This is a genomic window from Neisseria montereyensis, assembly GCF_024834045.1.
Taxonomy (GTDB): domain Bacteria; phylum Pseudomonadota; class Gammaproteobacteria; order Burkholderiales; family Neisseriaceae; genus Neisseria; species Neisseria montereyensis.
Window position 1 is genome coordinate 128,438 of sequence record NZ_JANUXW010000001.1, and the last position, 23,746, is coordinate 152,183.

19 protein-coding genes are annotated in these 23,746 nt (G+C 44.3%); 2 read left to right on the plus strand and 17 right to left on the minus strand.

The genetic code is table 11. From position 1 onward, the window contains the following. Nucleotides 1-355: 355 nt before the first annotated feature. The 5 genes from NXS09_RS00615 to NXS09_RS00635 are packed head-to-tail and all read right to left on the minus strand — an operon-like array spanning nt 356 to nt 3,173. Nucleotides 356-1,123 (minus strand): peptidylprolyl isomerase, encoded by a 768-nt coding sequence (locus tag NXS09_RS00615; RefSeq protein ID WP_259290941.1) that lies wholly within the window; start codon nt 1,121-1,123, stop codon nt 356-358. Between the two features lie 27 nt (nt 1,124-1,150). After that, a complete protein-coding gene (locus NXS09_RS00620) occupies nt 1,151-2,026 on the minus strand; it encodes a peptidylprolyl isomerase (RefSeq protein WP_259290631.1) in 876 nt (291 codons plus the stop codon). Nucleotides 2,027-2,070: 44 nt separating this feature from the next. Continuing rightward, nucleotides 2,071-2,340 carry a BolA family protein gene (locus NXS09_RS00625; protein ID WP_259290632.1) on the minus strand — a complete coding sequence of 90 codons (270 nt, stop codon included), beginning with the start codon at nt 2,338-2,340 and terminating at the stop codon, nt 2,071-2,073. 1 nt (nt 2,341) lies between these two features. Then, the gene (locus NXS09_RS00630) at nt 2,342-2,632 is read right to left on the minus strand and encodes a YciI family protein (RefSeq protein WP_259290633.1); all 291 of its coding nucleotides are present in this window, start codon (nt 2,630-2,632) and stop codon (nt 2,342-2,344) included. A gap of 7 nt (nt 2,633-2,639) precedes the next feature. Next, nucleotides 2,640-3,173 carry a septation protein A gene (locus NXS09_RS00635; RefSeq protein ID WP_259290634.1) on the minus strand — a complete coding sequence of 178 codons (534 nt, stop codon included), beginning with the start codon at nt 3,171-3,173 and terminating at the stop codon, nt 2,640-2,642. A 290-nt stretch (nt 3,174-3,463) separates the two neighbouring features. On the opposite strand from NXS09_RS00635, the gene NXS09_RS00640 reads away from it, so the two are divergent. Continuing rightward, complete coding sequence (locus NXS09_RS00640) at nt 3,464-6,034, plus strand: motility hub landmark protein FimV (RefSeq protein ID WP_259290635.1); 2,571 nt, start codon at nt 3,464-3,466, stop codon at nt 6,032-6,034. A gap of 125 nt (nt 6,035-6,159) precedes the next feature. Here the strand turns inward: NXS09_RS00640 and NXS09_RS00645 are convergent, their stop codons facing one another. Further along, a complete protein-coding gene (locus tag NXS09_RS00645; RefSeq protein WP_259290636.1) occupies nt 6,160-6,969 on the minus strand; it encodes an RNA methyltransferase in 810 nt (269 codons plus the stop codon). 188 nt (nt 6,970-7,157) lie between these two features. Between NXS09_RS00645 and NXS09_RS00650 the strand changes: the two genes are divergently transcribed. Next, nucleotides 7,158-7,946: an inositol monophosphatase family protein gene (locus tag NXS09_RS00650; protein WP_259290637.1), complete on the plus strand. Its 789-nt coding sequence runs from the start codon at nt 7,158-7,160 to the stop codon at nt 7,944-7,946. Nucleotides 7,947-8,005: 59 nt separating this feature from the next. Here the strand turns inward: NXS09_RS00650 and NXS09_RS00655 are convergent, their stop codons facing one another. From NXS09_RS00655 to NXS09_RS00705, 11 genes are all read right to left on the minus strand, one after another. Continuing rightward, nucleotides 8,006-10,465, minus strand: a complete 2,460-nt coding sequence (locus NXS09_RS00655) for a heavy metal translocating P-type ATPase (RefSeq protein ID WP_259290638.1) — start codon at nt 10,463-10,465, stop codon at nt 8,006-8,008. Between the two features lie 680 nt (nt 10,466-11,145). After that, complete coding sequence (locus NXS09_RS00660) at nt 11,146-12,744, minus strand: peptide chain release factor 3 (RefSeq protein ID WP_259290639.1); 1,599 nt, start codon at nt 12,742-12,744, stop codon at nt 11,146-11,148. A gap of 217 nt (nt 12,745-12,961) precedes the next feature. After that, on the minus strand, nt 12,962-13,402 hold the full coding sequence (locus tag NXS09_RS00665) for a DNA polymerase III subunit chi (protein ID WP_259290640.1): 441 nt from the start codon (nt 13,400-13,402) through the stop codon (nt 12,962-12,964). Between the two features lie 129 nt (nt 13,403-13,531). Continuing rightward, nucleotides 13,532-14,824 (minus strand): serine--tRNA ligase, encoded by a 1,293-nt coding sequence (gene serS, locus NXS09_RS00670; protein WP_259290641.1) that lies wholly within the window; start codon nt 14,822-14,824, stop codon nt 13,532-13,534. A gap of 349 nt (nt 14,825-15,173) precedes the next feature. Further along, nucleotides 15,174-16,604, minus strand: a complete 1,431-nt coding sequence (gene lpdA / locus NXS09_RS00675) for a dihydrolipoyl dehydrogenase (RefSeq protein ID WP_259290642.1) — start codon at nt 16,602-16,604, stop codon at nt 15,174-15,176. A gap of 126 nt (nt 16,605-16,730) precedes the next feature. Then, on the minus strand, nt 16,731-16,994 hold the full coding sequence (locus NXS09_RS00680; RefSeq protein ID WP_259290643.1) for a hypothetical protein: 264 nt from the start codon (nt 16,992-16,994) through the stop codon (nt 16,731-16,733). Nucleotides 16,995-17,100: 106 nt separating this feature from the next. Next, nucleotides 17,101-18,297, minus strand: coding sequence for a 2-oxoglutarate dehydrogenase complex dihydrolipoyllysine-residue succinyltransferase (odhB, locus tag NXS09_RS00685; protein ID WP_259290644.1), 1,197 nt, complete (start codon nt 18,295-18,297; stop codon nt 17,101-17,103). 72 nt (nt 18,298-18,369) lie between these two features. Then, complete coding sequence (locus NXS09_RS00690) at nt 18,370-21,204, minus strand: 2-oxoglutarate dehydrogenase E1 component (RefSeq protein ID WP_259290645.1); 2,835 nt, start codon at nt 21,202-21,204, stop codon at nt 18,370-18,372. A 194-nt stretch (nt 21,205-21,398) separates the two neighbouring features. Next, a complete protein-coding gene (gene gltA / locus NXS09_RS00695; RefSeq protein WP_259290646.1) occupies nt 21,399-22,682 on the minus strand; it encodes a citrate synthase in 1,284 nt (427 codons plus the stop codon). Nucleotides 22,683-22,772: 90 nt separating this feature from the next. After that, nucleotides 22,773-23,021, minus strand: coding sequence for an FAD assembly factor SdhE (locus tag NXS09_RS00700; protein WP_259290647.1), 249 nt, complete (start codon nt 23,019-23,021; stop codon nt 22,773-22,775). A 3-nt stretch (nt 23,022-23,024) separates the two neighbouring features. Next, nucleotides 23,025-23,732: a succinate dehydrogenase iron-sulfur subunit gene (locus NXS09_RS00705; protein ID WP_259290648.1), complete on the minus strand. Its 708-nt coding sequence runs from the start codon at nt 23,730-23,732 to the stop codon at nt 23,025-23,027. Nucleotides 23,733-23,746: the final 14 nt, after the last annotated feature.

Below are 23,746 nucleotides of genomic sequence, written 5' to 3' on the forward strand. Positions count from 1 at the left end.
GCAATATTTCAGACGGCTTCAATAGGTTTTTATTGTATCGCTGTTTGCTCTGATGGCTTGGCCGGATACCCGCCGTGATGAAAACATCACCTCCTGACAAAGGCGGATAAGTTTCTTTAAAACGTTCCGCGAAAATATATTCGGCCGCATTGCCGAAAAATGAATTTTTTGATTATCTTATTCATGGCTTTTTTTGTCAATCAATCCTGTGGGTTTTTCAGTTATTTGAATATAACTTATGGCTGGGATGTTGGTAGGCGGAATAGTCGAAATCATGGTTGGGGTTGTTATTAATACAATATAAAAGCCGTCTGAAAATATTTTCAGACGGCCGGGTTGTTGTGAAAACTATAGTTTATTGAACTTCAATACCATTGTCTTTCAGTAAGGTTTCAATTTGTTGCTGTACTCTTTGCTGTTTGAGTTGTTGGGCAACTAAATCTCGAACCTGATCAAACGGCTGCGCATCCGGATTGCGTTCTGATGCTGCGAGTTTGAATAGATAGAATTGACCATTCATTGCCACCGGGTCGGAAGTCACTTGACCCCGTGTCATTTTATTCACGATCACGGCTAATTCTTGTGGCAGCATTTGGGGTGGGATAAATTGATCCATTTGCTGCTGATCAGGATTCGGATAGCGTTTCATTAAGTCTTCAAATGATAAGCCTTTTAATAACAACCCCTGTGCCTGACGGGCTTCATCTTCGGTTGCAAAGCTTACTTGTTGCAGTTTTACAAGACGGGTTTGTTGGTCGTAAAAAGTCCGTAACTCGGCTTCGCTGACTTCGGTATTGTTTTCAAGGTGGCGCACATACTGCCCTGCATAAAACTCGGCTTCCGCGTTTTTAAATTGGCTTTGAACTTCGGGAAGTTTTTCCAAGCCCAATTTGAAAGCTTCGTTTTTTAGCAATTCAACGGTTTGAAGGTGGGTAGTAATGTTTTTGCGTAATGTTTCTCCGTCGGGTCTTTCGGCCGCAGGTAATGCCTCCGTTCTTTGTATTTCTTGCGCCACCATACTGTCAATTCGGGCGGAATCAATTTCGGGAGGAGTGCCCGCTGCCAATAATCCGGTAGTGGTTAAAGCAACGGTTAAGGCTGCAAATGTATATGTTTTTTTCATCATGACTAATATTTCTTTTATTTTCGCTTAGTTGGCTGATTTGATATTGGCTTTGCGGAGTAATGTTTCAACGGCACGGTCGATACGTTCCGCTTGCAATTGGCCGGCTAAGCCGTTTTTGGCATCATTGTAAGAAGGAATTTTTGTCGCACGTTTGTCGTTAACATAAAATACGCCGAATACGCCATTTCCACCCTCCAGCGGAGTGGTTGTGTATCCGCCTTTATTTAACCGGCCAACGGCTGAGTATATATTAGGCGCACCCTGTTCTAAATCTTTCAGGTTAACATAATCTTGGTTTAAACCACCGTTCTGTTTGCTTTCCGGATCGATAGAGTATTGGTTTGCCACGGTTTTAAAGCTTTTTTTGGCTTTTAAATCGGCAATGGCTTTTTCCGCATCGGCACGGCTGCGGGTAATGATTTCACCTAACTGTACTTCATAGCTGCCTTGGTAAAAGTTTTTGAAATCATTATAAGCGGTTTGAAGGTCTTTTTCGCTAATCGGATTGGTGCTTAGGGTGTGGGCAATAAATGCACGGTTAAGCATTTCGTTTTCAAAGCTTGCCCATTGTTGTTTGAATGTGGATTGTTTGTCTACGCCATCTTTTTTAGCCGCAGCGCGTGCGTCTGCTATGGCTTTTTTGTATTCGGCGGATTGGTCTAGTTTTAAACGTTTCGCTTCTTGGGCAACCACGGTTGCCATCACCTGACGCTGGGTGAGCTCTTGGCGAAGCGCGGGGCTGTCGGGTATTTGGGGGTTTTGACTTTGTAAAATTTTAACTTGTCCGTCAATTTCGGAGCTGTCGATTTTAGTACCGTTAACAGTAACCAAGGTTTTCGCCCATAAGCTGCCGGATATTAAAGTAGTCAACAGAGCCAAAGCAAAATAAGATTTTTTCATAAGTTTTCTCAATTAGTTAAGTGAAGGTTGATAAGGGGTGTGAATCAATGAAAGTATTCTTCAGGTGTAACGGCTTTAATGCTTAATGCGTGTATCAGGCCGTCTGAAAATAAATCGTGCAACATATCTTTAACCAAACGTTGGCGGTTGAGGCGGCTCACCCCGTCGAACGCTTCGCTAACGATAAGTACGGCATAATGGCCGCCGCCTTTATTCCCGGCATGTCCGGCGTGCAGATGGCTGTCATCACGATATTCGAAATGTAGGGGGTTAAGTTCTGCCAACCGACTCTCAATGGTTTTCTGCATGTCCATTTTACTTAAAAACCGCCTTAAAAGGTCTAATCAAAATTTCATTATAAACACCGGCATCTACATAAGGATCTTGTCCGGCCCATGTTTCTGCGTCATCTAGTGATTGAAATTGAGCAATAATTAAGCTGCCGGAAAAGCGATCGGGATTATCGGGCAGGGGGTTGGGCCCTGCTGTTAACAAACGGCCTTCAGCACGCAGATTTTCTAAGCGTCGGAGATGATCCGGGCGTGCTTTCATTCTGGCTTCGTGTACATCTTCGCCATCTGTGGCCAATAACATAAAATATTCCATAAATGAATTAATCCTTTTGAGGTAGATGGCGGCTCAAATAAACACCTTGCGCCAATGCAAAAAGAATCATCAAACCGGTTGAACCAAACAATTTGTAGTTTACCCACTGTGCTTCCGAAAGCATATAGGCAGCAGCAAGGTTGGCTAAACCCATAAAAATTAAAAAAAGCACCCAGGCAATAGTAAGTCGGCGCCAAATATGGTCTTCAAGTTCGATTTCTTTACCCAACATTGCTTTAAGGCCGTTTTTTTTCCAAAGTAAGCTGCCGCTTAAAGCCAAGGCGCCTGCCCAAAATAATAATGTCGGTTTCCACATGATAAAACGTTTGTCATGTAGTAATATGGTTGCGCCGCCCAAAACCGTAATCAATATTAGGCTGACCCACTGCATGGTATCCAGCTTTTTATGCTTCATCCAAACAACAGCAGCTTGAATAATACCGACAATCAATGCTACTGCAGTGGCCCAAATGATATTTTTAGTAACCGTATAAGTAATGAAAAACAAAATAACGGCGATGAAATCACTTAATATTTTCATCTGCGTATATTATCCCGATTCTTTCTAAATTGCTCAATAATACAGTGAGACGAACTCTTTTGCATCATTTATGTCAATCAACATAAAAATTAAACAGACTGTCTTAAAAATAAGCCGATTGTCGGATTTTTTACAAAGAGGATATCGAGAGTGGTTATAAAGTTGCAATTTCCGGCTTGTTATTTACATAAATTAGCAGATTTACTTGGCAGGGTAGGCTATTCGCATATATTATGCAGCTTGTACACTAAAAGGCAGTTGGACTGCAAAACTTGGACAGGGGATATAATTTGAAAAACAATCATAAAATCAAACTAATCGCGGCTTCCTTAGCTTTCAGTACATCATTGTCGGCCATGGGCGGCTTGGGTGGTTTGAGCGTTCAATCTAATCTTGGTGAGCCTTTTTCCGGGTCGGTAACGGTAACGGGTGAGGAAGCTCAAATATTATTGAATGGCGGCAGTGCTTCCCTCTCAAACAATAATTTGCGGACCAGTGTTAGAAAATCGGGCGATAATGCCGTTATCAGTATTCGTTCTAATGCACCGGTTAATGACCCCGTTTTGGTTTTTCAAATCGGTGTGGGGGCACAATCGCGCCAATATACCGCCATTATTGATCCGCCCGATTATTCAGCAGAACAAAATACAAGTTCGAATAATGCTAATACTCAAGAAGTTGTTGCCGATCAAACAGCTAGTCGTGCTCAAGAGCAACGCAGGTCGTCTGCGCAAACAAATTTAAGAGAGAAAAAAGCGCAGGAGCAAGCAAAAACTGTACGTCGGAAACCGGCGGTTATTGCCCGAACAAACAAAAAACAGGATGCTCGACGAGATACAGAGAATGTACCGGATAAACAGCAACAGATATTACGCGGTAACTATACCATTCGTCATGGCGAAACGCTGACATCTATTGCCGAGAGAGTGCGCCCGCGTGGATTGAGTGTTCATGATACGATTAACGCTTTAGTTGCTGCCAACCCGAGTTTGTTTCCCAATCAAAATCCTAATTTGATCAATGCGGGTAAAGTTTTAAATATCCCTTCCGCACAAGAGTTGGTACGCCTTGCACAACAACCGGTAGCGACCGGTGAGGTAAAAGAGTCCGCACCATCTAAACAGGAGCAGGTTGAAAAAACAGTATCCGCGTCGGCAGAAGCGACCGAACAACAGTCACCGGAAACGCCGTCAGTTGCTGTTGAGAATGAGACCCCTAACGAAACACAAGATACAACAGCAATTGCCAGTGCGCCTGTTAATGCCGCTTCGGAAGTGCCTGAAATGGCCAGTGAAGCCGTTGCAGAAGTATCTGCAGAAGAAGAGGCTGCCTCACAATCTCAAATGGCACCGACAGATACAGCACAAGAACAACAGCCCGCCTCTTCTGGTGAAGAAGATAGCGGCTGGTGGCGTTGGCTATTATTTGCCGGAATTGCTGCTATTGCCTTATGGTTATTATTGAAAGCCGCAGGTAAGAAAAAACAAACACCGGATACTATTTTTGCAGATGATGTGGAAGTAGAAGATGATATTGTTTTAGACAGCGATATCAGCCAAGACAGCAATATTTTTACAGATGCAGCCAAGAATAATGAAACGGACGTATCTTCTAGAGATGCCAAAACATCAAAAGATAATGTGGAACCGGCCGTTAAAGCTGCATTGGTTACAACTGCCGCTACTACTGCCGCGGCTTCCAAACCCGATGATGCGCTGAATGTAGAAGATGATTTTGACGACGATATCTTCTTCACCGAAACCGAAGTAGTTCCGGTAGAAAAATCCGGTGAAGACTTTAATCTGGATCTAGGGGCGATTGATAAAGAACAGGGAGCAATTGTTTCCAGCTCTTTAACCCAAGACGAAGAAACGCAAAAACGTCAGAATGCCGACTGGGATAAGATTGAGTCTACGGAAAGTGTATACGAACCTGATCCTGAAAGCGAATATCAGCATATTGCTGTTGAGTTTGATGCGAATGCCAACAAAACTGATGAAGCGGCGTTGGATGCAGAAGAGCAAACAGATATCAAGCTTGATACTGAAATAGTGGAAGCTGATTCGGTTGAAGCACCGAAAGATGGCTTACAACCGTTGGTTGAGCAAGTTCAAGAACCGGCTGATCTCGAATATGAGCAGCCTGCTATTGAGATAAGTGAAACGACAGATACGCCTTCAGAGAATAAGGTATCTGATATTGCAACTGCTGAAGCAGATACCGATTCATTGGCTGAAAGCAATACGTCTGTAGCAGCAGAGCAAGACGATAATGCACTTGAGTTCGAAATAGTAGGTGATCAAACATCTGAATCTGAAAGTGCGCCTGTACAAACTGTAGAGCAATCAGAAGCAGATGTAGCTGCACCTGCACCTTTAGATTTTGATATTGCTGAAACACCTGCCGAATCCGATAGCGTACAGTTTGATACAACATCTGAAACAGTTGATGTACAGGATGAATCGGTTGAAGAGACCAATTTGGTTACTTCGTCACAAGATACTGTTCAAGAAGTTAAAGATGATTTCGTATTGTCTCAGGATCAACAAGAAGGTGGCATTTCTTTCCAAGATTCCGAAGACTTAAGTGCGCCGATTGAGTTAGCTACTGCCGATGATACGGAAACCATTGAATGGGAAAGTATCAGCGTTGAAGAGGAAGATAATCAAAGTGATGGCGGATTTATTTCTGAATCCGTAGGTATGACCGCTCCGCTTGAAGCTAAATATGAATTGGCACAAATGTACATGGAGATTGGTGATCCAGATGCAGCACGTGAAACACTTCAAGAACTTTTAGAAGAATCAAGTGGGGAAATTTTAGAAAAAACCCAAGCCATGCTTGCCGAACTCAATAAGTAGTTTTGTGAATGTGATGAAAAATGCCGTCTGAAGACGGCATTTTTTTGTTGGTCAAAATAAATAAAAATAATGAAATTTGAAATCAGATTATGGTTAAATTTTTGATATTGAATAACCTATAAGCCTTATTCTTTTAACCGGCGTTTAACCGTATTAAAAAATCCCCTAAGAATATCAATATCTTCTTGTTGTGTATTGGCACTGAAAAAGAGGTTTTGCATACGCCGCATTAATCGCTCACTGTTGCGGCGGTTGAAGAAACCAACATCATTCATCACACTTTCCATATGCACGACCATACCGAGGATTTGATTATGTGTTGCCGGATTGTTTTCTTGTTCTAAATGTGTCATCGGCATATCGGTTTGGCTGAATAATTCATAGCATACCACTTGTACGGCTTGAGCCAGATTGAGAGAAAAATATTCGGGATTACCGTTAATTGTCATCAGTCGGTTACAGTTTTGTACTTCTTCTATACTTAAACCGAAAGTTTCATTGCCAAATACTAAAGCAACCTGATGGCCGTCTGAAGCGGCTTGAAGCAGTTCCGGAACCAATTGGCGCGGTGTTTGTAGGGGCGCGGTTAATTCGCGTTTACGGCTGGTTAGTGCGCAGCTTAAAGTGGTTTCCGCTAAAGCTTCTTTTAGAGAGCCGACTATACGGGCATTTTGAAGAACGTCAGCGGCGCCGGAGGCCAGTACAAAGCTTTCTTCCGGTAATTTAAATTTTTCCGGTTGTTCGGCATTGAAGATCGGTGGCTGTTCGGTCATCGGTGTGGCAATCAATTGTGGGGAGACTAGTGTTAAGCGGTGTAAGCCCATGGTTTTCATGGCGCGTGCGGCTGAACCGATATTGGCCGGGTGGCTGGTTCGGGTTAAAACAATGTGGATATTATCAAGATAAGTAGGTAAAGTTGGTGTAGGGTTTATCATGTTTTATTTTCGTAACAAGGGTATAATAATAGCTTGATATTTTTTTTAGACGGCATATTCGGATAGTGTTCGAAAAAAAACAGTATTAAAGCCAAAGGCCGTCTGAAAAGCTCTTTAACAACATTGGAAACAGCGTAAACACTGTGTTTTTACGTTAAGACTTATTGTACCTGATTAGAAAGAATGCCATGAACCCGATTTTAAATACTGCTTTTAAAGCTGCCCGTAAGGCAGGCGATATGATGATTCGCGCCGCCAGCAATTTGAGTGCGGTGAAAACCGACAGCAAAGCGTTTAATGATTTTGTTTCCGATGTTGATCGTACGGCAGAGGCGATTTTGGTTGATGCCTTAAAAGAAGCTTATCCGCATCATAGAATTTTGGCGGAGGAAAGCGGTGCTCATGGTAAAACAACAGCCGAATACGAATGGATTATTGATCCGCTAGACGGTACCACCAATTATTTGCACGGCCATCCGCAATATGCGATTTCTATGGCACTGCGTCATAAAGGTGTTTTGCAGGAAGCATTGGTTTACGCGCCTGAACGTAATGATTTATATATGGCTTCACGCGGGCAGGGCGCATTATTGAATGACCGCCGTATTCGGGTTTCCAACCGTATTGAGTTGAACCGATGCTTGATTGGTACAGGCTTTCCGGTTGTTGATCAGAGTATGATGGATACTTATCTGGCTATTTTAAAAGATTTTTTAGCAAAAACTGCAGGCGGTCGCCGTGAGGGAGCTGCTGCTTTGGATTTATGTGCTGTTGCCTGCGGTCGCTTAGATGGCTTTTTTGAATTTAACCTGAAGCCTTGGGATATTGCGGCGGGTGCGTTGATGGTTCAGGAAGCCGGCGGCATTGTAACGGATATGCAGGGCAATGAGCATTGGCTGGAAAGTGGTGATACTGTTGCCGGTAATCCGAAAGTATTGGGGCAGATGTTGCAAATTATTGCGCCGCATGTGAAATAAAATACGCGTTTACAGCTTAACGAGGCCGTCTGAATATATATTTCAGACGGCCTTTTTGTTTACTTTCTTTTTAATAATCTTAAGGCATTGGCAACGACGACAATCGAGCTGAAACTCATGCCGGCCGCTGCTATCCATGGTGTGACATAGCCAAAAACCGCCAGAGGCACAACGATAATATTATAGACCCCCGCCCAAACCAGATTTTGGCGGATAATCATGCGGGTACGGCGTGCCTGCTCGATCATTTTAGGCAGCACGCGCATATCTTCGTTTAATAAAATAACGTCAGCACCGTCACGGGCTACATCCGCACCGCCGGATACCGCCACCGATACATCGGCTTGTGCTAAAACTGGGGCATCGTTAATACCGTCGCCAACCATCAGAACCGTACGTTGTTGGTGCTGGAGTGCGTCTACATAAGCGAGTTTGTCTTCGGGGGAAGCTTCGGCGCGATAAGTGTCCAATGCCAATTCTTCAGCTAAATTTTGTACGGTTTCGGTGCGGTCGCCACTGAGCAGATGCAGGCGTATGCCTTGGGCTTTTAAAGCCGACAGCATTTCGCCAATACCGTCTTTCACTTCGTCTTCTAATAAAAAGGCCGTCTGAAAACCTTTGCTGTTGCCAAGATAGACAATACTGCCATTGTGTTGGATATCAGCCTGTTCGGGCGGATTTCCGGCAATCTCGGCAACAAAATCGGCTTTACCCAATGCCCAGATATCGGTTTCGCCGTGAATATTGAGTTGTGCGCGTACACCGCTGCCGACATGGTTTATCCGCTGTTCCGCTATCGGATAGGCTATTTCGTTTTCCGGCAAAATATGTTGTGCATAGGCCAGAATGGCTTTAGCTATCGGATGTTCCGATTGGTTTTCCAACATTTGCGCGGCCATAGCGGCGTCTCTTTCATTCAGACGGCCTAAAGACACGGTTCGGATAACGGATAAGGTACCTTTGGTTAGTGTGCCGGTTTTATCGAATACAACATCATTAATTTGCGCTAGGGCCTCCAAACTGCCGCTACCGGATACCAATATGCCGTCTGAAGCCAAGCTGCCGGTGGAAGCGGCTAAGGCGGCGGGCGTGGCTAGAGAAAGCGCGCATGGGCAGGTGATAACCAATAAGGAAACGGTTATCCATAATGCCGTTACCGGATCCGCATAAATCGTCCAGCCGATAAAAACCGGAATAGCGAGTATTAATAAGCCTGAAATAAAAGAAGCGGCATAGCGGTCGGCCAGTTCCGCTAATTTGGGTTTTTGTGCCAGCGCGCGATCCAGTAATTTGACGATATGTGATAAACGAGTATTGTTGCCGATTTGTTCGGTGCGGATAATCAACGGGCTTAATGAGTTTAAGGTGCCGGCCACCACTTTATCACCCTGTTTTTTCGATACGGGCAGACTTTCCCCTGTTAGCATGGCTTCATTGACTTCGCTTTCCCCTGATAATACTTCCCCATCTATGGGAATCACTTCGCCCGGATAAACGGCTACGGTATCGCCAATCGCTAACTGTACAACCGCAGCTTCCCGAACCTGTTCACTTTCCGGATAATCGGGCAAGCGGTGGCAGAATGCCGGTATCAGTTTTACCAATCTTTCCGCCGCATCGCCTGCCTTATGTCGTGCCACCTGTTCCATATAGCGGCCGGCCAGCAGAAAGAAGATAAACATTGCGACCGATTCGAAATACATGCCCTGCCCAGAGTCGCTGATTAAGCTATACATGCCGGCAATAAAAGTAAGGGTAATGGCCAGTGCAACCGGTGTATCCATACCTGTGCGGCGGTTTTTAATGTCGCGCCGCATGCCTTTGTAAAACGGAACCGCCGAATAAAACATAGCGGGTAAGACCATCAGGAATGCACCCCAATGCAACAGGCTTAAAAACAATGGCTCGATTTGATCGCTGTAAAGATAAGTCGGTATGGCAAACATCATGGTTTGCATCATCGACAGCCCGGCCACGGCCAAACGGATTAATGACTGCTTACGTTCTGCCTGTATCTGCTCTTCCATTTTTTGTGCATCGTAAGGAACAGCCGTATAGCCGATTTGCTGAATCAGCATCAAAATAGAGGAAAGCGATAGTTTTACCGTGTCCCAAGCAATGCGTACGCGGCGGGTACTGTAATTTAAATCGGCCCGTACTATGCCTTCGGTGCGCAACAGACGTTGTTCAATCAGCCAAACGCAGGCGGCACAAGTAATGCCGCCGAGCATCAATACCGCTTCACGTTCGCCATCTGCACCTTGTTCGACAAACTCAGCCTGTACTTCGGGTAAATCATAAAGTTTTAAACGGTCTAAAATTTCTTGCGGGGGCAGTGCGGCTTTTTCAGCATCGGCGGTACGCTGTTTATAGTAGTTTCCCAATCCCGCATCAATAATGCTTTGTGCCACTGCTTGGCAGCCGGCACAACAAGTATCATGTGATTCATTTTCATAAATCACCGGAAAAGAAAGATTGTCGGGCACATCAAGTCCGCAATGGAAACATGTTTTTTTCATGGCAGCGATTGTACGCGCACGACTTTTAAGGGGCAATGGAAAAGAAACGCAGTATTAGAAAGCAGGGAGGCATCCATATAAAGAGTTAAAAAACAAGTAAATAGCACATACATTTCATTACCTAAATTTACAACACAATTTTATTAAAAATATTTTTAACATCAAATTTTTAAAGAAAGTTGTTTTAAAAAAAATCTTATTGCCATATAATATTTTCCACAATATGATTTTTTAATTAAAAAAATTTTACAAATAAAACACATTTAAAAACGTTTGTTTCACTTGGAGTAAATATGATTGACCGTCTGATGCCGATTTTTGCCTTAATCGGGGTGCTTTCTACATTTTGTTACGCAGGGTTAGCCGTATGGGCTGTATATAGCAATATCGCCGAGCTTAAGAAAAAGCGAAACCATACCAAACACCATACTGTCAAAGGTTCTTTAGATTGTTGGTTGCGATAATATCTGTTTTAGATAACCGTCATTTATTTTATGGCTAGAAATAGTATTGATTTTATTTGGGTTGTCAGATAATCCAATAGGGGATAACTGTTTGTCGGCAATCAATATATTATTGGTATGACCGTTTACAAGACTGTATAGGTGTTTATAGATAAATATCGGGCGGTTACAGATAGCTTTCTGTAACCGCCCGATATTTTCAATTCAAAGCTGAAGTTAGGCATTTAAATTAACGGAATGCTCGCGTGTTTCATGGAAAACAATATCGGGCCAGCGTTCTTGCGTTAGGTTTAGGTTGACCCGATTAGGTGCCAGATAAGCCAGATTGCCGCCGGCATCTACGGATAGATTGTTGGCATTGGTTTTTTCAAATTCGGCCAGTTTTTTCTTATCGTTGCAAGAAACCCAACGTGCCGACCAAATGGCGGCATTGTCGAATACGGCTTCTACGCCATATTCTGCTGCCAATCGGGACGTAACCACTTCAAATTGCAAAACGCCGACCGCACCTAAAATCAAGTCGGAACCGTTATGCGGTTTGAAAACCTGTACGGCACCTTCTTCGCCCAGTTGCTGCAAGCCTTTTTGGAGTTGTTTCATTTTCAGTGGGTTTTTAATGCGCACGCTGCGGAATAATTCGGGAGCAAAGAACGGAATGCCGGTAAAGGCCAGTGTTTCGCCTTCTGAGAAACTATCGCCGATTTGGATGTTGCCGTGATTCGGAATACCGATAATATCGCCGGCATAGGCTTCTTCAACCAATTCGCGATCATGCGACATAAAAGTCACCACGCTGGAAGCGGCAATTTCACGATTGATACGCAAATGTTTGATTTTCATACCGCGTTCGAATTTGCCTGAACAAACGCGTAAAAATGCGATACGGTCGCGGTGTTTCGGATCCATATTGGCTTGAATTTTAAACACGAAGCCGCTGAATTTATCTTCATCGGGGGATACCATGCGTACGGTTGCATCGCGGTTTTGCGGAGCCGGTGCCCAGTCGATAAGGGAATTAAGGATTTCTTGAATACCGAAATTATTAATGGCCGAACCGAAGAATACAGGGGTTAACTCGCCGGATAAAAATTCTTCGAGTGAAAATTCATTAGAGGCCGCCTGAACCAATTCGATTTCCGCACGCAGGTTTTCCATGTCAAGCGGAAACAGTTCGTCTAAGCGCGGGTTGTCAAGGCCTTGAATCACTTCAAATTCGTGCGGTAATTTTTCGCCGCCGGCATCAAACAAATACACTTCGTCATTCAATATATGGTAAACGCCTTTGAAGTTTTTGCCCATGCCGATCGGCCAGGTAACCGGTGCGCAACGGATATTGAGGATGTTTTCCACTTCGTCGAGCAGTTCGAGCGAGTCGCGTACTTCACGGTCGTATTTATTCATAAACGTCACAATCGGCGTATTGCGCAAACGGCAGACGTTTAACAGCTTGATGGTTTGTGCTTCCACACCTTTGGCGGCATCAATCACCATTAACGCGCTATCCACGGCGGTAAGCACGCGGTAGGTATCTTCGGAGAAGTCTTGGTGGCCGGGGGTGTCGAGCAGGTTGACGATATGGTCTTTATAGTCGAACTGCATCACGGATGAGGCGACGGAAATGCCGCGTTGTTTTTCGATTTCCATCCAGTCTGATGTGGCGAACTTCCCGGTTTTTTTCCCCTTGACGGTACCGGCACTTTGAATGGCGCCGGAGAATAACAATAGTTTTTCGGTGAGCGTGGTTTTACCGGCATCGGGGTGGGAAATAATGGCAAATGTACGGCGGCGGCGTACTTCTTCTGGAATATGGGACATAATGACTCTTCGTTGGAATAATGGTTTTCAGACGGCCTAAGCAGTATGCCATCGTTTTTACTTCGCTTGGCTCGCTGCGCTGTTGTCATGAGGATTTACAGCTTATTTTTTCATAGGCCGTCTGAATAAGAAAGAGGGCGGATTGTACAAAAAAATGCTTGGTTTTTCAATGTTTAGAAAGCATTAAGGCCGTCTGAAAAAAATTGAGCTGCCTGTTTCAGGCTTTTCCCTGCATATTGTGATGTTCGATGTGAAAACCTTTTTGTCGATAGGCTTTAAAGCGTTCACGCGCTTCGGCCAACTCTTCCAAACCGTTGCCGACAATTTCCAATACTCTGGTAGGCAAAACGGCAGCATCACACCAAAAATCGGGCGAGTAGTTCAGTACAACGGTTTGTTCGGGCACTGTCGGTATCTCATTTCCGCCTGCCAACACCAAAGGTACATGCTGCGGAAAACTTTCGCCGGATAGCCATATTTCGTGCGCTAAAAAACTTTCTGCTTCAAATTGCCACAAAACGGTATCGAATTGTGATACAGCTTCGGCAGATTCTACCCACAATAAAACCGGTGCACGACCTCGTATGGCGCGGGCGGCCAAACGGCAGACGAAAGCAGCGGGATCGGCAACATGGGTATAAAACGTGGCTTGGGGCATATGGGTTTAGTGTGTTTGTTGGGTAGGGCGCTATGATTGGCGATTATTACGATAAACAAAAGCCGTGAAATAGCATCATAGTTTTCAGACGGCCTTATGCGATAGCGTAAGAGGCCGTCTGAAACAGGGTTATGGTTTTAATACGCTGATGCCGCCCATATACGGTTGCAATGCGGCAGGAATATTAATGCTGCCGTCGGCATTTTGATGGTTTTCTAAAACTGCGACTAAGGTGCGCCCTACGGCCAAGCCGGAGCCGTTGAGGGTGTGTACCAAGCGGTTTTTGCCGTTTTCATCTTTAAAACGTGCTTTCATACGACGGGCTTGGAAATCTTCACAATTGGAACAGCTGGAAATTTCGCGGTAGGTATTTTGTGCGGGCACCCAAACTTCCAAGTCGTAGGTTTTGGCCGCGCCAAAGCCCATATCGCCGGTACAGAGGGTAATCACACGGTAGGGCAGTTCTAAAAGTTGTAGGATTTTTTCGGCATGGCCGACCATTTCTTCCAAAGCGGCATAAGATTGATCGGGGTGAACGATTTGCACCATTTCCACTTTATCAAACTGATGCTGGCGGATTAAACCGCGTACGTCTTTACCGTAAGCACCGGCTTCGGAACGGAAGCAGGGGGAATGCGCCGTGAGTTTGAGCGGTAGGTTTTCAGACGGCACAATACTGTCGGCAACGGTGTTGGTTAAGGTTACTTCGGCAGTAGGAATCAGATATTGCGTGGTTTTGCTTTCGTCGCCGCCACGGGTAACGTGAAACAGGTCTTCACCGAATTTCGGCAGCTGGCCGGTACCGAATAAGGTGCTGTCGTTGACAATATAAGGCGTATAGTATTCGGTATAGCCGTGTTGTGTGGTGTGGGTATCCAACATAAATTGCGCTAATGCGCGGTGTAGGCGGGCAATACTGCCTTTCATCACGGTGAAACGTGCGCCGGAAAGTTTGGCGCCGGTTTCAAAATCCAAACCCAATGGTGCGCCTAAATCAACATGGTCTTTGATGTCAAAATCAAAATGTTTCGGCGTACCGTTTTTGCGGACTTCTACATTTTCGGTTTCATCGGCACCAACAGGAACGCTTTCGTGTGGCAGGTTGGGGATAGTTGCCAGCCATGAATCCAATTCGGCCTGTATGGCTTCATAATCTGCTGCGGCTTGTTCCAACTCGGTTTTGATTTGTGCAACTTGAGCCATTACCTGTTCGGCTTCTTCATGTTTGCCTTGGCCTTTGAGCATACCGATTTTTTTAGATTCGCTGTTACGGCTTGCCTGTAGTTCTTCAGTGCGGACTTGTAGTTGTTTACGCTTGTTTTCCAAGGCGTCGAAACGGATAGTGTCAAATTCATAACCGCGTGCGGTCAGACGGGCGGCAACAGTGGCAGTATGGTTACGGAGTTGTTGGATATCTAACATAGATTTTTTCTCAAGCTGATGAATAAAATAATAATGGTGCTATTGTAAACCAAAATCAGTGTGTTCAGGCCGTCTGAAAATGGATATTAAAAGGGAATATTATCCGATTACTTTGGTTTGGAATAAATTAAGAAACGACGGAAAAGGTTTTGGAAAATAAATAGGGCTGTGGAATATAGATTTTATGGGCTATCGGTGTTTTCAGACGGCCTCATGATTGGAATGAAGTGTTGCGTTGTTTTGTCTATTTAACCTTCCTGCTTGGGGAAGATATTTGGATTATCTATAAAAATAAAAACGCTCCGGCTATGATAGTCGGAGCGTTTAATTTCAGCATTCAGCAAATAACTTAGCCGTGTAAAGCACGTTTATCAACAGCTAAAGCAGCTTCATGCAAGACTTCGGATAAGGTCGGATGTGCGTGAACAATGCGGGCGATATCTTCGCTGCTTGCACTGAATTCTAAGCTCATCACGCCTTCTGCAACCAATTCGGAAACGATCGGGCCGATCATGTGGATACCTAAAATACGGTCGGTTTTGGCGCAAGCCAATACTTTCACCGTACCTTTGGCTTTACCCAAACCTAAAGCACGACCGTTGGCAGCAAAGCCTGAAGTACCTTTTTTGTATTCCACGCCTTCGGCTTTCAATTGCTCTTCGGTTTTACCTACCCATGCAATTTCGGGATCGGTATAAATCACAAAAGGAATGTTGTTGAAGTCTAAATGGGGTTTTTGACCGGCAATACGCTCAGCGACAGCAACGCCTTCATCGCTGGCTTTGTGTGCCAACATCGGGCCGCGTACCACGTCACCAATGGCCCATACGTTCGGCAGATTGGTGCGGCATTCGTCATCCACTTTAATAAAGCCGCGTTCGTCTTTTTCCAAACCGACCGCTTCGGCATTCAAACCTTCGGTATTGGGGATACGGCCGATGGAAACAATTAATTTATCGAATGTTTCGGTTTTGGTTTCGCCACCTACTTCATAGGATACGGATACACTTTTTTTATTGTTTTTGATTTCGTTGAGTTTCACACCCAATTCAATCGTTAAACCTTGCTCTTTAGTGAAGATTTTAAACGCCTCTTTAGCGATTTGTTGGTCGGTTGCACCCAAGAAAGTAGGCAGCGCTTCAAGAATGGTGACTTCCGAGCCGACGCGGTTCCATACGGAACCCATTTCCAAACCAATCACACCAGAACCGATAACGCCGAGTTTTTTCGGTACGGCGGTTAAGTTCAAAGCACCTTCGTTGTCTAGAACGTTAACATTGTCGATGTCAACCAAAGGCAGCGGACGCGGTACAGAACCGGTGGCAATAATCACATGCTTGGCTTCGACAACGGATTTATTGCCTTTGTCATCTACTTCAACCTGCCATAAATCACCATTGCGGCCTTTGAGAGAACCTTTACCAAACAGGCTTTCCACTTTGTTTTTTTGGAAGAGGAATTTAATACCGCCGGTTAATTTGGTAACAATACCATCTTTACGTTCGATCATTTTTGCAGCATTGAATTTCACGCTGCCGACAGTAATACCATGCTCGGCAAACTCATGTTGGGCGGCGTGAAAATGTTCTGAAGATTGCAGCAATGCTTTAGAAGGAATACAACCTACATTCAAGCAAGTACCGCCGAGTGCGGGTGCATCGCCTGCTTTGTTAACACCTGCATCGATACAGGCGGTTTTGAAACCCAATTGTGCAGCACGGATGGCGGCAATATAACCACCGGGGCCGGCACCGATAACGACTACGTCGAATTGTGACATTTTGAATCCTTTTCTCTGTGTTGTTTTTCCGTCGGATAACATGAATGAAAGCATAAAGCATGGGCTTTCTAAGTTTGTTGACGGTTAATGATTTATTTCCGTTTGTTTGTGCATCGGCCGCACCGCTTACCGTTTGTTACGACATGAATACGGTCGATAATTTTTGGCCAGTTGTTTGTTTGCTTTGTTGTGCACCCTAATAATGGCATTCGGATGTGTTTTGCACAAAGTATCGCTTGCCAGCGGAATACCGGCTTGGTTACTGCCCAATTCAATACGTTTATTCAATAAACGCCCCTTTTGATCATACGCAGAAACCAAATATTCTTCACTAGCGGTTGCCGCGCAAGCACTCAGCATACATGCTGATAAAATCAGAAAGTATTTCATGTTTTCCCTTATTAATATTGTATTTTTATATAGATAATGAGTTTCAGACGGCATTCATATTAAATGAATAAATAGGCCGTCTGAAACTTTGTGCCTGTCGTTTTAATTACAAATCAAGTAACAGACGGGCAGGGTCTTCAAGCATGTCTTTAATAGCAACCAGTGTTAATACTGCCTCACGGCCGTCAATAATACGGTGGTCGTAAGACAGTGCCAGATACATCATCGGACGCACGACAACTTGACCGTTTTCTACAACCGCACGCTCTTTAGTGGCATGCATGCCGAGAATGGCAGATTGGGGCGGGTTGATAATCGGGGTAGACATCATCGAACCGAAAGTACCGCCGTTGGTGATGCTGAATGTACCGCCGGTAAGGTCTTCCAGAGCGATTTTGCCGTCTTTGGCTTTTGATGCGTAATCGATAATGGCTTTTTCAATGTCGGCAATGCTCATTTGATCAGCATCGCGTAAAATAGGTACAACCAAACCACGCGGGCTGCCGATAGCAATACCGATATCGAAATAACCGTGGTAAACAATGTCGCTACCATCAACAGAAGCATTCACAATCGGGTATTTTTTTAGTGCGGCTACGGCGGCTTTCACAAAGAAAGACATAAAGCCTAGTTTGACACCATGCTCTTTTTCAAATTTTTCTTTGTATTTGGCACGCAAGTCCATAACCGGTTTCATGTTGACTTCGTTAAACGTAGTCAGAATGGCGTTTTCTTGTTGTGATGCCAACAGGCGTTCGGCAACACGTGCACGCAAACGGCTCATCGGTACACGTTGTTCAGGGCGTTCACCGGCAGGAATCGGCGCAGCAGGTGCAGCCGCTTTAGCACCACTACCGGCATTTTGTACGTCTTCTTTTAATACACGGCCATCACGTCCGGAGCCTTGAACACTATTTACATCCACGCCTTTTTCTGCGGCTAGTTTGGCGGCAGCAGGCATAGCAACACCGGCTTGGGCATTGCTGCTAGGAGCAGGGGCAGATTCTGCTTTAGGCGTTTCGGCCGGAGCTTCGGCAGCGGGTGCGGCAGAAGCTTCTGCTTTGGCTTCAGTGTCGATTTTTGCCAACAACTGTTCTGCAACAACAGTTTCACCATCTTGGGCAATAATTTCTACAACAACACCGGCTTGAGGTGCAGGAACTTCCAAAACGACTTTATCTGTTTCGATATCAATCAGAATTTCATCGCGCTCTACATATTCACCAACTTTTTTGTGCCAAGACATTAATGTGCCTTCAGACACGCTTTCAGACAGCATGGGTACTTTTACTTCTATAATCATTTTATTCTCCGAGTGGTTGGGCCGTCTGAAAGTGCAACATAATTCATTCAGACGGCCTGAAGGTAGTTAGTTTTAGTTTAATGACATTGCATCTTCAACAAGCTGCTTAAGTTGGGCAACGTGTTTGCTCAAATAACCGACCGCAGGTGATGCGCTGGCAGGGCGGCCCGCATAACTGAGTTTTTGTTTGTCACCCAATATTTTTTCAATGCGATGGCGCAATTGATAGAAGGCACCTTGGTTACGAGGCTCTTCCTGTGCCCACATAACTTCACGGGCATTCGGGTATTTGGCCAATTCTGCTTGCACTTCATCGTATGGGAACGGATACATTTGTTCAACACGAACAATCGCAACTTCTTTTTCTAGTTTGCGTTCGGCTCGTCCGGCTGCCAAGTCATAATAAACCTGACCGGCACATAAGATAACCCGTTTCACACTCTTACCATTGGTTCGTTTAACCGTATCCGGAATAACAGGGCGGAATGTAGAACCTTCGGTGAAGTCTTCTAAAGCGCTCATAGAGTCTTTGAAACGCAATAGTCGTTTAGATAGGAAGATAACCAATGGTTTGCGGTAAGACCTTAAGGCTTGTCTACGCAAAATATGGAAGATTTGTGATGCTTCAGACGGCATAACAATTTGCATGTTTTGCTCAGAGCACAATTGTAACCAACGTTCCAAACGTGCGGATGAGTGTTCCGGGCCTTGTCCATCGTAACCGTGCGGCAGAATAGAAGTTAAGCCACATAAACGACCCCATTTGGTTTCACCGGAAGAGATGAATTGGTCGATAACGACTTGTGCGCCGTTGGCGAAGTCGCCGAATTGTGCTTCCCAGATGGTGAGTTTATCGGGAGCAGAGCAGGCGTAACCATATTCATAAGCCATAACGGCTTCTTCATTCAGAATGGAGTCAATCACCAAGAAAGAAGCTTGGTTTTCCGACATGTTGCGCAAAGGTACATAAGCACCATCATCTGATCGTTCACGTTTCTGATCGTGCAGTACGGCATGGCGGTGTGAGAAGGTGCCGCGACCTGAGTCTTCACCGGAAATACGGACGCCGGTACCATTAGTTACCAACGCTGCATAGGCCAGTGTTTCAGCCATACCCCAGTCAATAGGTTGAGTGCCGGCTGCCATGGCTTTACGAGCCTCAAGCACGCGTTTAGCGGTATTGTGTAGTGTAAAGCCTTCGGGAACGGATGTGAATTTGTCGGCCAGCCGTTGGATATCGGCAGTAGATAAACCGCTTTCCACTTGCTCACGCCAGTCTTGGCCTTGGTATTTCGACCAGTCAACACGGTGTTTGCTTTCATAATCGGTTAAACGGGTTTGTTCTACATGTTCACCTTTATCAAGAGCGTCACGATAAGCTTGAATCAAACCATCGGCTTCATCTGCTTTGACTACACCTTCATTAACCAGTTGTTCGGCATAAAGTGCACGGGTTCCCGGATGTTTGGCAACTGATTTATACATCATTGGTTGTGTTAAGGTAGGATCATCGCCCTCGTTATGCCCCAGTTTACGGTAACAAACCAAATCAATGACAACATCTTTGTGGAATGTTTTGCGATAATCTAAAGCAGCTTTTACCACGAAGCAGACAGCTTCGGGATCATCGCCGTTAACGTGGAATATAGGAGCATCCACCATTTTGGCAATGTCGGTACAGTAAACGGTTGAGCGCACATCGCGGCTATCGGATGTGGTAAAGCCGATTTGGTTATTGATAACAATGTGTACGGTACCGCCTGTTGTATAACCACGGGTTTTAGAAAGGTTGAATGTTGCTTGGTTGACACCTAAGCCGATAAATGCGGAGTCACCATGAATTAGAACAGGCAATACTTGTTGTTGTCCGTTGTCACCTCTGCGGCGTTGTTTGGCTCGTGTAGAGCCTTCTACAACAGGGTTAACAATTTCAAGGTGAGAGGGGTTGAATGCTAAAGTGACATGAATAGCACCATCTGGTGTGGCAACATCTGAACTGAAGCCCATATGGTATTTTACGTCGCCACTGGGCAGAGTTGCTGCTGCACGGCCTTCAAATTCAGCAAATAAATCACTAGGTTGTTTGCCTAATGTATTCACCAATACATTCAGACGGCCACGGTGCGCCATACCGATAATCACTTCTTCAATACCATCTTTAGCAGCATTTTGTACCAGATAGTTTAGACCGGCAATAGAGCTTTCGCCACCTTCTACAGAGAAACGTTTTTGACCTACATATTTGGTATGTAGATAACGTTCTAAAGTTTCAGCTGCAGTGAGTTGTTTTAAGATATATCGTTTTTCATCGGTGTTAAATTTCGGCGTAGACAATGTGCGCTCGAAATAATCGCGAATCCAACGGCGTTCTTCGGTATTGGCAATATGCATATATTCGATACCGATATGTCCGCAATAAGTTTGTTTCAATCTACTGATAATGTCGGCCAAAGTTAATTTGCCACTGTTGGCAAAATCACCTTCACCAATACTGAATTGAACCGCCATGTCAGAAGCATCTAAACCGTGGAACTGAGGATCTAAAGCATCAATATTGCGTGGTGGCATACGTTTAAGTGGATCAAGTTGTGCTGCACCTACACCTTGAATCCGATAAGCGGATATAAGGCGTAAGACACCGACTTGTTTTTTGAGCATGCTTTCATCTAAACCACCTGATACTGCTGAGATTGCTCTGCGTTTTGCCAGATTGGCAAAAGATTCCTGGATAGGGTGGTGTGCAACATCTTTTTCAACAGCACCGGGTTGGGCGGCGAGTTCTGTAAAATATTGTTTCCATTTGTCATCAACAGAGTCAGGATTATTCAAATAACTTTCGTATAATTCTTCGATATATGGCGCATTAGAGCCAAATAAATACGAGAAATTAAGTTTTTCTTCCATCATAGGGTTTGCCTTTTGCATATAAAATAAAGAGTAGAATTTGACTATTCTCCAGACACAATATAGTGCCTTGTGAATATGTTTATTCTACTCTTTACATTTTGAGTTCGCTAATGTTTCCTAATTTGATTTCGCAAGCTAATCAAGCTCTGCAAAAATAACGTTAAGTGTATATTATATGCAGAGAATATTAGTTATCAGCGTTTGTTTACATCTACAAAATCACGGCGTGTCGGACCAGTGTAAAGTTGACGTGGGCGACCGATTTTTTGGTTCGGATCACTAATCATTTCATGCCAATGTGAAATCCAACCTACAGTTCTAGCCAAGGCAAAGATGACAGTGAACATAGATACCGGAATATCTAGTGCTGATAACACGATGCCTGAGTAGAAGTCTACATTCGGATAGAGTTTGCGTTCAACAAAGTAAGGATCGTTTAATGCAATTTTTTCCAACTCCATAGCCAATTTGAATCGTGGATCATCTTCTAATCCTAATTCTTTCAGCACTTCATAGCAGGTTTCGCGCATAATGCTGGCACGAGGATCCATGTTTCTGTATACGCGGTGACCAAAGCCCATCAGACGGTATTTACGTTCTTTTACGCCTTCCATGAATGAAGCAACGTTGGAAACATCACCTATCTCAGCTAACATTTTTAATACAGCTTCGTTTGCACCGCCGTGGGCAGGTCCCCATAAGCTGGCAATACCTGCTGCGATACATGCAAACGGATTAGCGCCTGAAGAACCGGCTAAGCGTACTGTTGAAGTAGAAGCATTTTGTTCGTGGTCTGCATGCAGAATGAAAATACGGTCTAATGCTTTAACCAATACAGGATTGGGTTCGTAATCTTCGCAGGGGGTTGCAAACATCATGTGCATGAAGTTTGCAGTATAAGAAAGATCATTGCGCGGGAAGTTGAACGGTAAACCGTTTGAATAACGGTAGCACATAGCAGCAATAGTTGGGATTTTTGAAATCAAACGATAAATCGCTACTTTGCGGTGTTCCGGATTAGAAATATCCAAGCTATCTTGATAGAAGGCAGCTAATGCACCTACCACACCTACCATCATGGCCATAGGGTGAGCATCGCGACGGAAGCCTCTAAAGAACCATGTTAGTTGTTCGTGAACCATTGTGTGGCGAGATACAGTTTTCTCGAATTTGGCTTTTTCTTCTTTTGTGGGTAGCTCTCCGTAAATTAACAAATAGCAGACCTCAAGATAGTCACTGTTTTCTGCTAGTTGTTCGATTGGGTAGCCACGATAGTAAAGCTGACCTTTTTCGCCATCAATAAATGTGATTTTAGATTCGCAACTGGCTGTTGATACAAAGCCAGGGTCGAATGTGAACATGCCCGAACCTTTGGTAAAAGTACGGATGTCAACTACATCATTTCCCAAAGTACCTTCTAGTACCGGTAACTCCAATTCATCTTTGCCTTCAATATTTAATTTTATAGTTTTAGACATCTCTTGCTCCTTTATTTTTGATTTAAATAAAACCCGGCACATTAATACTACACAAATTGCCGCTGTTGTTTTCAGACGGCTTAAATATCATTAAGCACGTCTTATTTTTTCCAAAATTGGAAGAAAACGGCTGTCTTTAGCTTCTTCCTTTTGGTTGACTAAAGCCAAGAACTCTTGATCGGGTAATTCTAAAATATCTACAAATACAGATAATTCATCATCACTGAGATTTTGAAATTCTTTAGCCATAAATCTTTTGAGTACAATGTCAAGCTCAAGCAGCCCTCGGCGTGTTTGGTAATGTATTTTGCGCTTGGCAGCATCATCAAAAACAGGCATATTTTAAACCGCTCGTTTCAACATAATTTCTTTAATCTTACCTATCGCACGGGTAGGATTCAAGTGTTTTGGACATACGTCAACACAGTTCATAATGGTGTGACAACGGAATAGTCGGTACGGATCGTTTAAATCGTCCAATCGCTCATTGGTAATGGTGTCGCGGCTGTCTGCAATAAAACGATAGGCATTTAACAAGCCTGAAGGGCCGACAAATTTATCGGGATTCCACCAGAAAGAAGGGCAGGCTGTTGAGCAGCAAGCACACAGAATACATTCATATAGGCCGTCAAGCTCTTTACGATCTTCCTGAGTTTGCAAGCGTTCCCGACCATCCGGTGTAGGGACATCGTTAACCATATAAGGTTTGATGGAGTGATATTGTTTGAAAAACTGAGTCATATCGACAATTAAGTCACGGATAACCGGTAATCCAGGTAATGGGCGTAATTTAATGGGTTGTTTCAGGCTTCGTATGTCGGTGAGACAGGCTAAGCCGTTTTTACCGTTAATATTCATCCCATCCGAACCGCAAATGCCTTCTCGACATGAGCGTCGGAATGAAATACTGTCATCCATTGCTTTTAGCTTGATAATTGCATCAAGTAACTTGACATCAGTTGGTTCGATTTCTAATTCATAATCTTTCATGTACGGCTTCGCATCTACGTCAGGATTGTAGCGGTACACTTGAAAACGTATTTTTTCCATGTGTTGTGTTCCTT

Excerpts from the sequence above, each read along its gene's own strand:
- NXS09_RS00665 (WP_259290640.1), bottom strand. The coding sequence starts at position 13,402 with ATGCCCCAAGCCACGTTTTATACCCATGTTGCCGATCCCGCTGCTTTC.
- lpdA (WP_259290642.1), bottom strand. The coding sequence starts at position 16,604 with ATGTCACAATTCGACGTAGTCGTTATCGGTGCCGGCCCCGGTGGTTAT.
- serS (WP_259290641.1), bottom strand. The coding sequence starts at position 14,824 with ATGTTAGATATCCAACAACTCCGTAACCATACTGCCACTGTTGCCGCC.
- NXS09_RS00615 (WP_259290941.1), bottom strand. The coding sequence starts at position 1,123 with ATGAAAAAAACATATACATTTGCAGCCTTAACCGTTGCTTTAACCACT.
- NXS09_RS00660 (WP_259290639.1), bottom strand. The coding sequence starts at position 12,744 with ATGTCCCATATTCCAGAAGAAGTACGCCGCCGCCGTACATTTGCCATT.
- NXS09_RS00655 (WP_259290638.1), bottom strand. The coding sequence starts at position 10,465 with ATGAAAAAAACATGTTTCCATTGCGGACTTGATGTGCCCGACAATCTT.
- gltA (WP_259290646.1), bottom strand. The coding sequence starts at position 22,682 with ATGTCTAAAACTATAAAATTAAATATTGAAGGCAAAGATGAATTGGAG.
- NXS09_RS00680 (WP_259290643.1), bottom strand. The coding sequence starts at position 16,994 with ATGAAATACTTTCTGATTTTATCAGCATGTATGCTGAGTGCTTGCGCG.
- NXS09_RS00645 (WP_259290636.1), bottom strand. The coding sequence starts at position 6,969 with ATGATAAACCCTACACCAACTTTACCTACTTATCTTGATAATATCCAC.
- NXS09_RS00705 (WP_259290648.1), bottom strand. The coding sequence starts at position 23,732 with ATGGAAAAAATACGTTTTCAAGTGTACCGCTACAATCCTGACGTAGAT.
- NXS09_RS00630 (WP_259290633.1), bottom strand. The coding sequence starts at position 2,632 with ATGGAATATTTTATGTTATTGGCCACAGATGGCGAAGATGTACACGAA.
- NXS09_RS00625 (WP_259290632.1), bottom strand. The coding sequence starts at position 2,340 with ATGGACATGCAGAAAACCATTGAGAGTCGGTTGGCAGAACTTAACCCC.
- NXS09_RS00620 (WP_259290631.1), bottom strand. The coding sequence starts at position 2,026 with ATGAAAAAATCTTATTTTGCTTTGGCTCTGTTGACTACTTTAATATCC.
- NXS09_RS00690 (WP_259290645.1), bottom strand. The coding sequence starts at position 21,204 with ATGATGGAAGAAAAACTTAATTTCTCGTATTTATTTGGCTCTAATGCG.
- NXS09_RS00650 (WP_259290637.1), top strand. The coding sequence starts at position 7,158 with ATGAACCCGATTTTAAATACTGCTTTTAAAGCTGCCCGTAAGGCAGGC.
- NXS09_RS00700 (WP_259290647.1), bottom strand. The coding sequence starts at position 23,021 with ATGCCTGTTTTTGATGATGCTGCCAAGCGCAAAATACATTACCAAACA.
- NXS09_RS00635 (WP_259290634.1), bottom strand. The coding sequence starts at position 3,173 with ATGAAAATATTAAGTGATTTCATCGCCGTTATTTTGTTTTTCATTACT.
- odhB (WP_259290644.1), bottom strand. The coding sequence starts at position 18,297 with ATGATTATAGAAGTAAAAGTACCCATGCTGTCTGAAAGCGTGTCTGAA.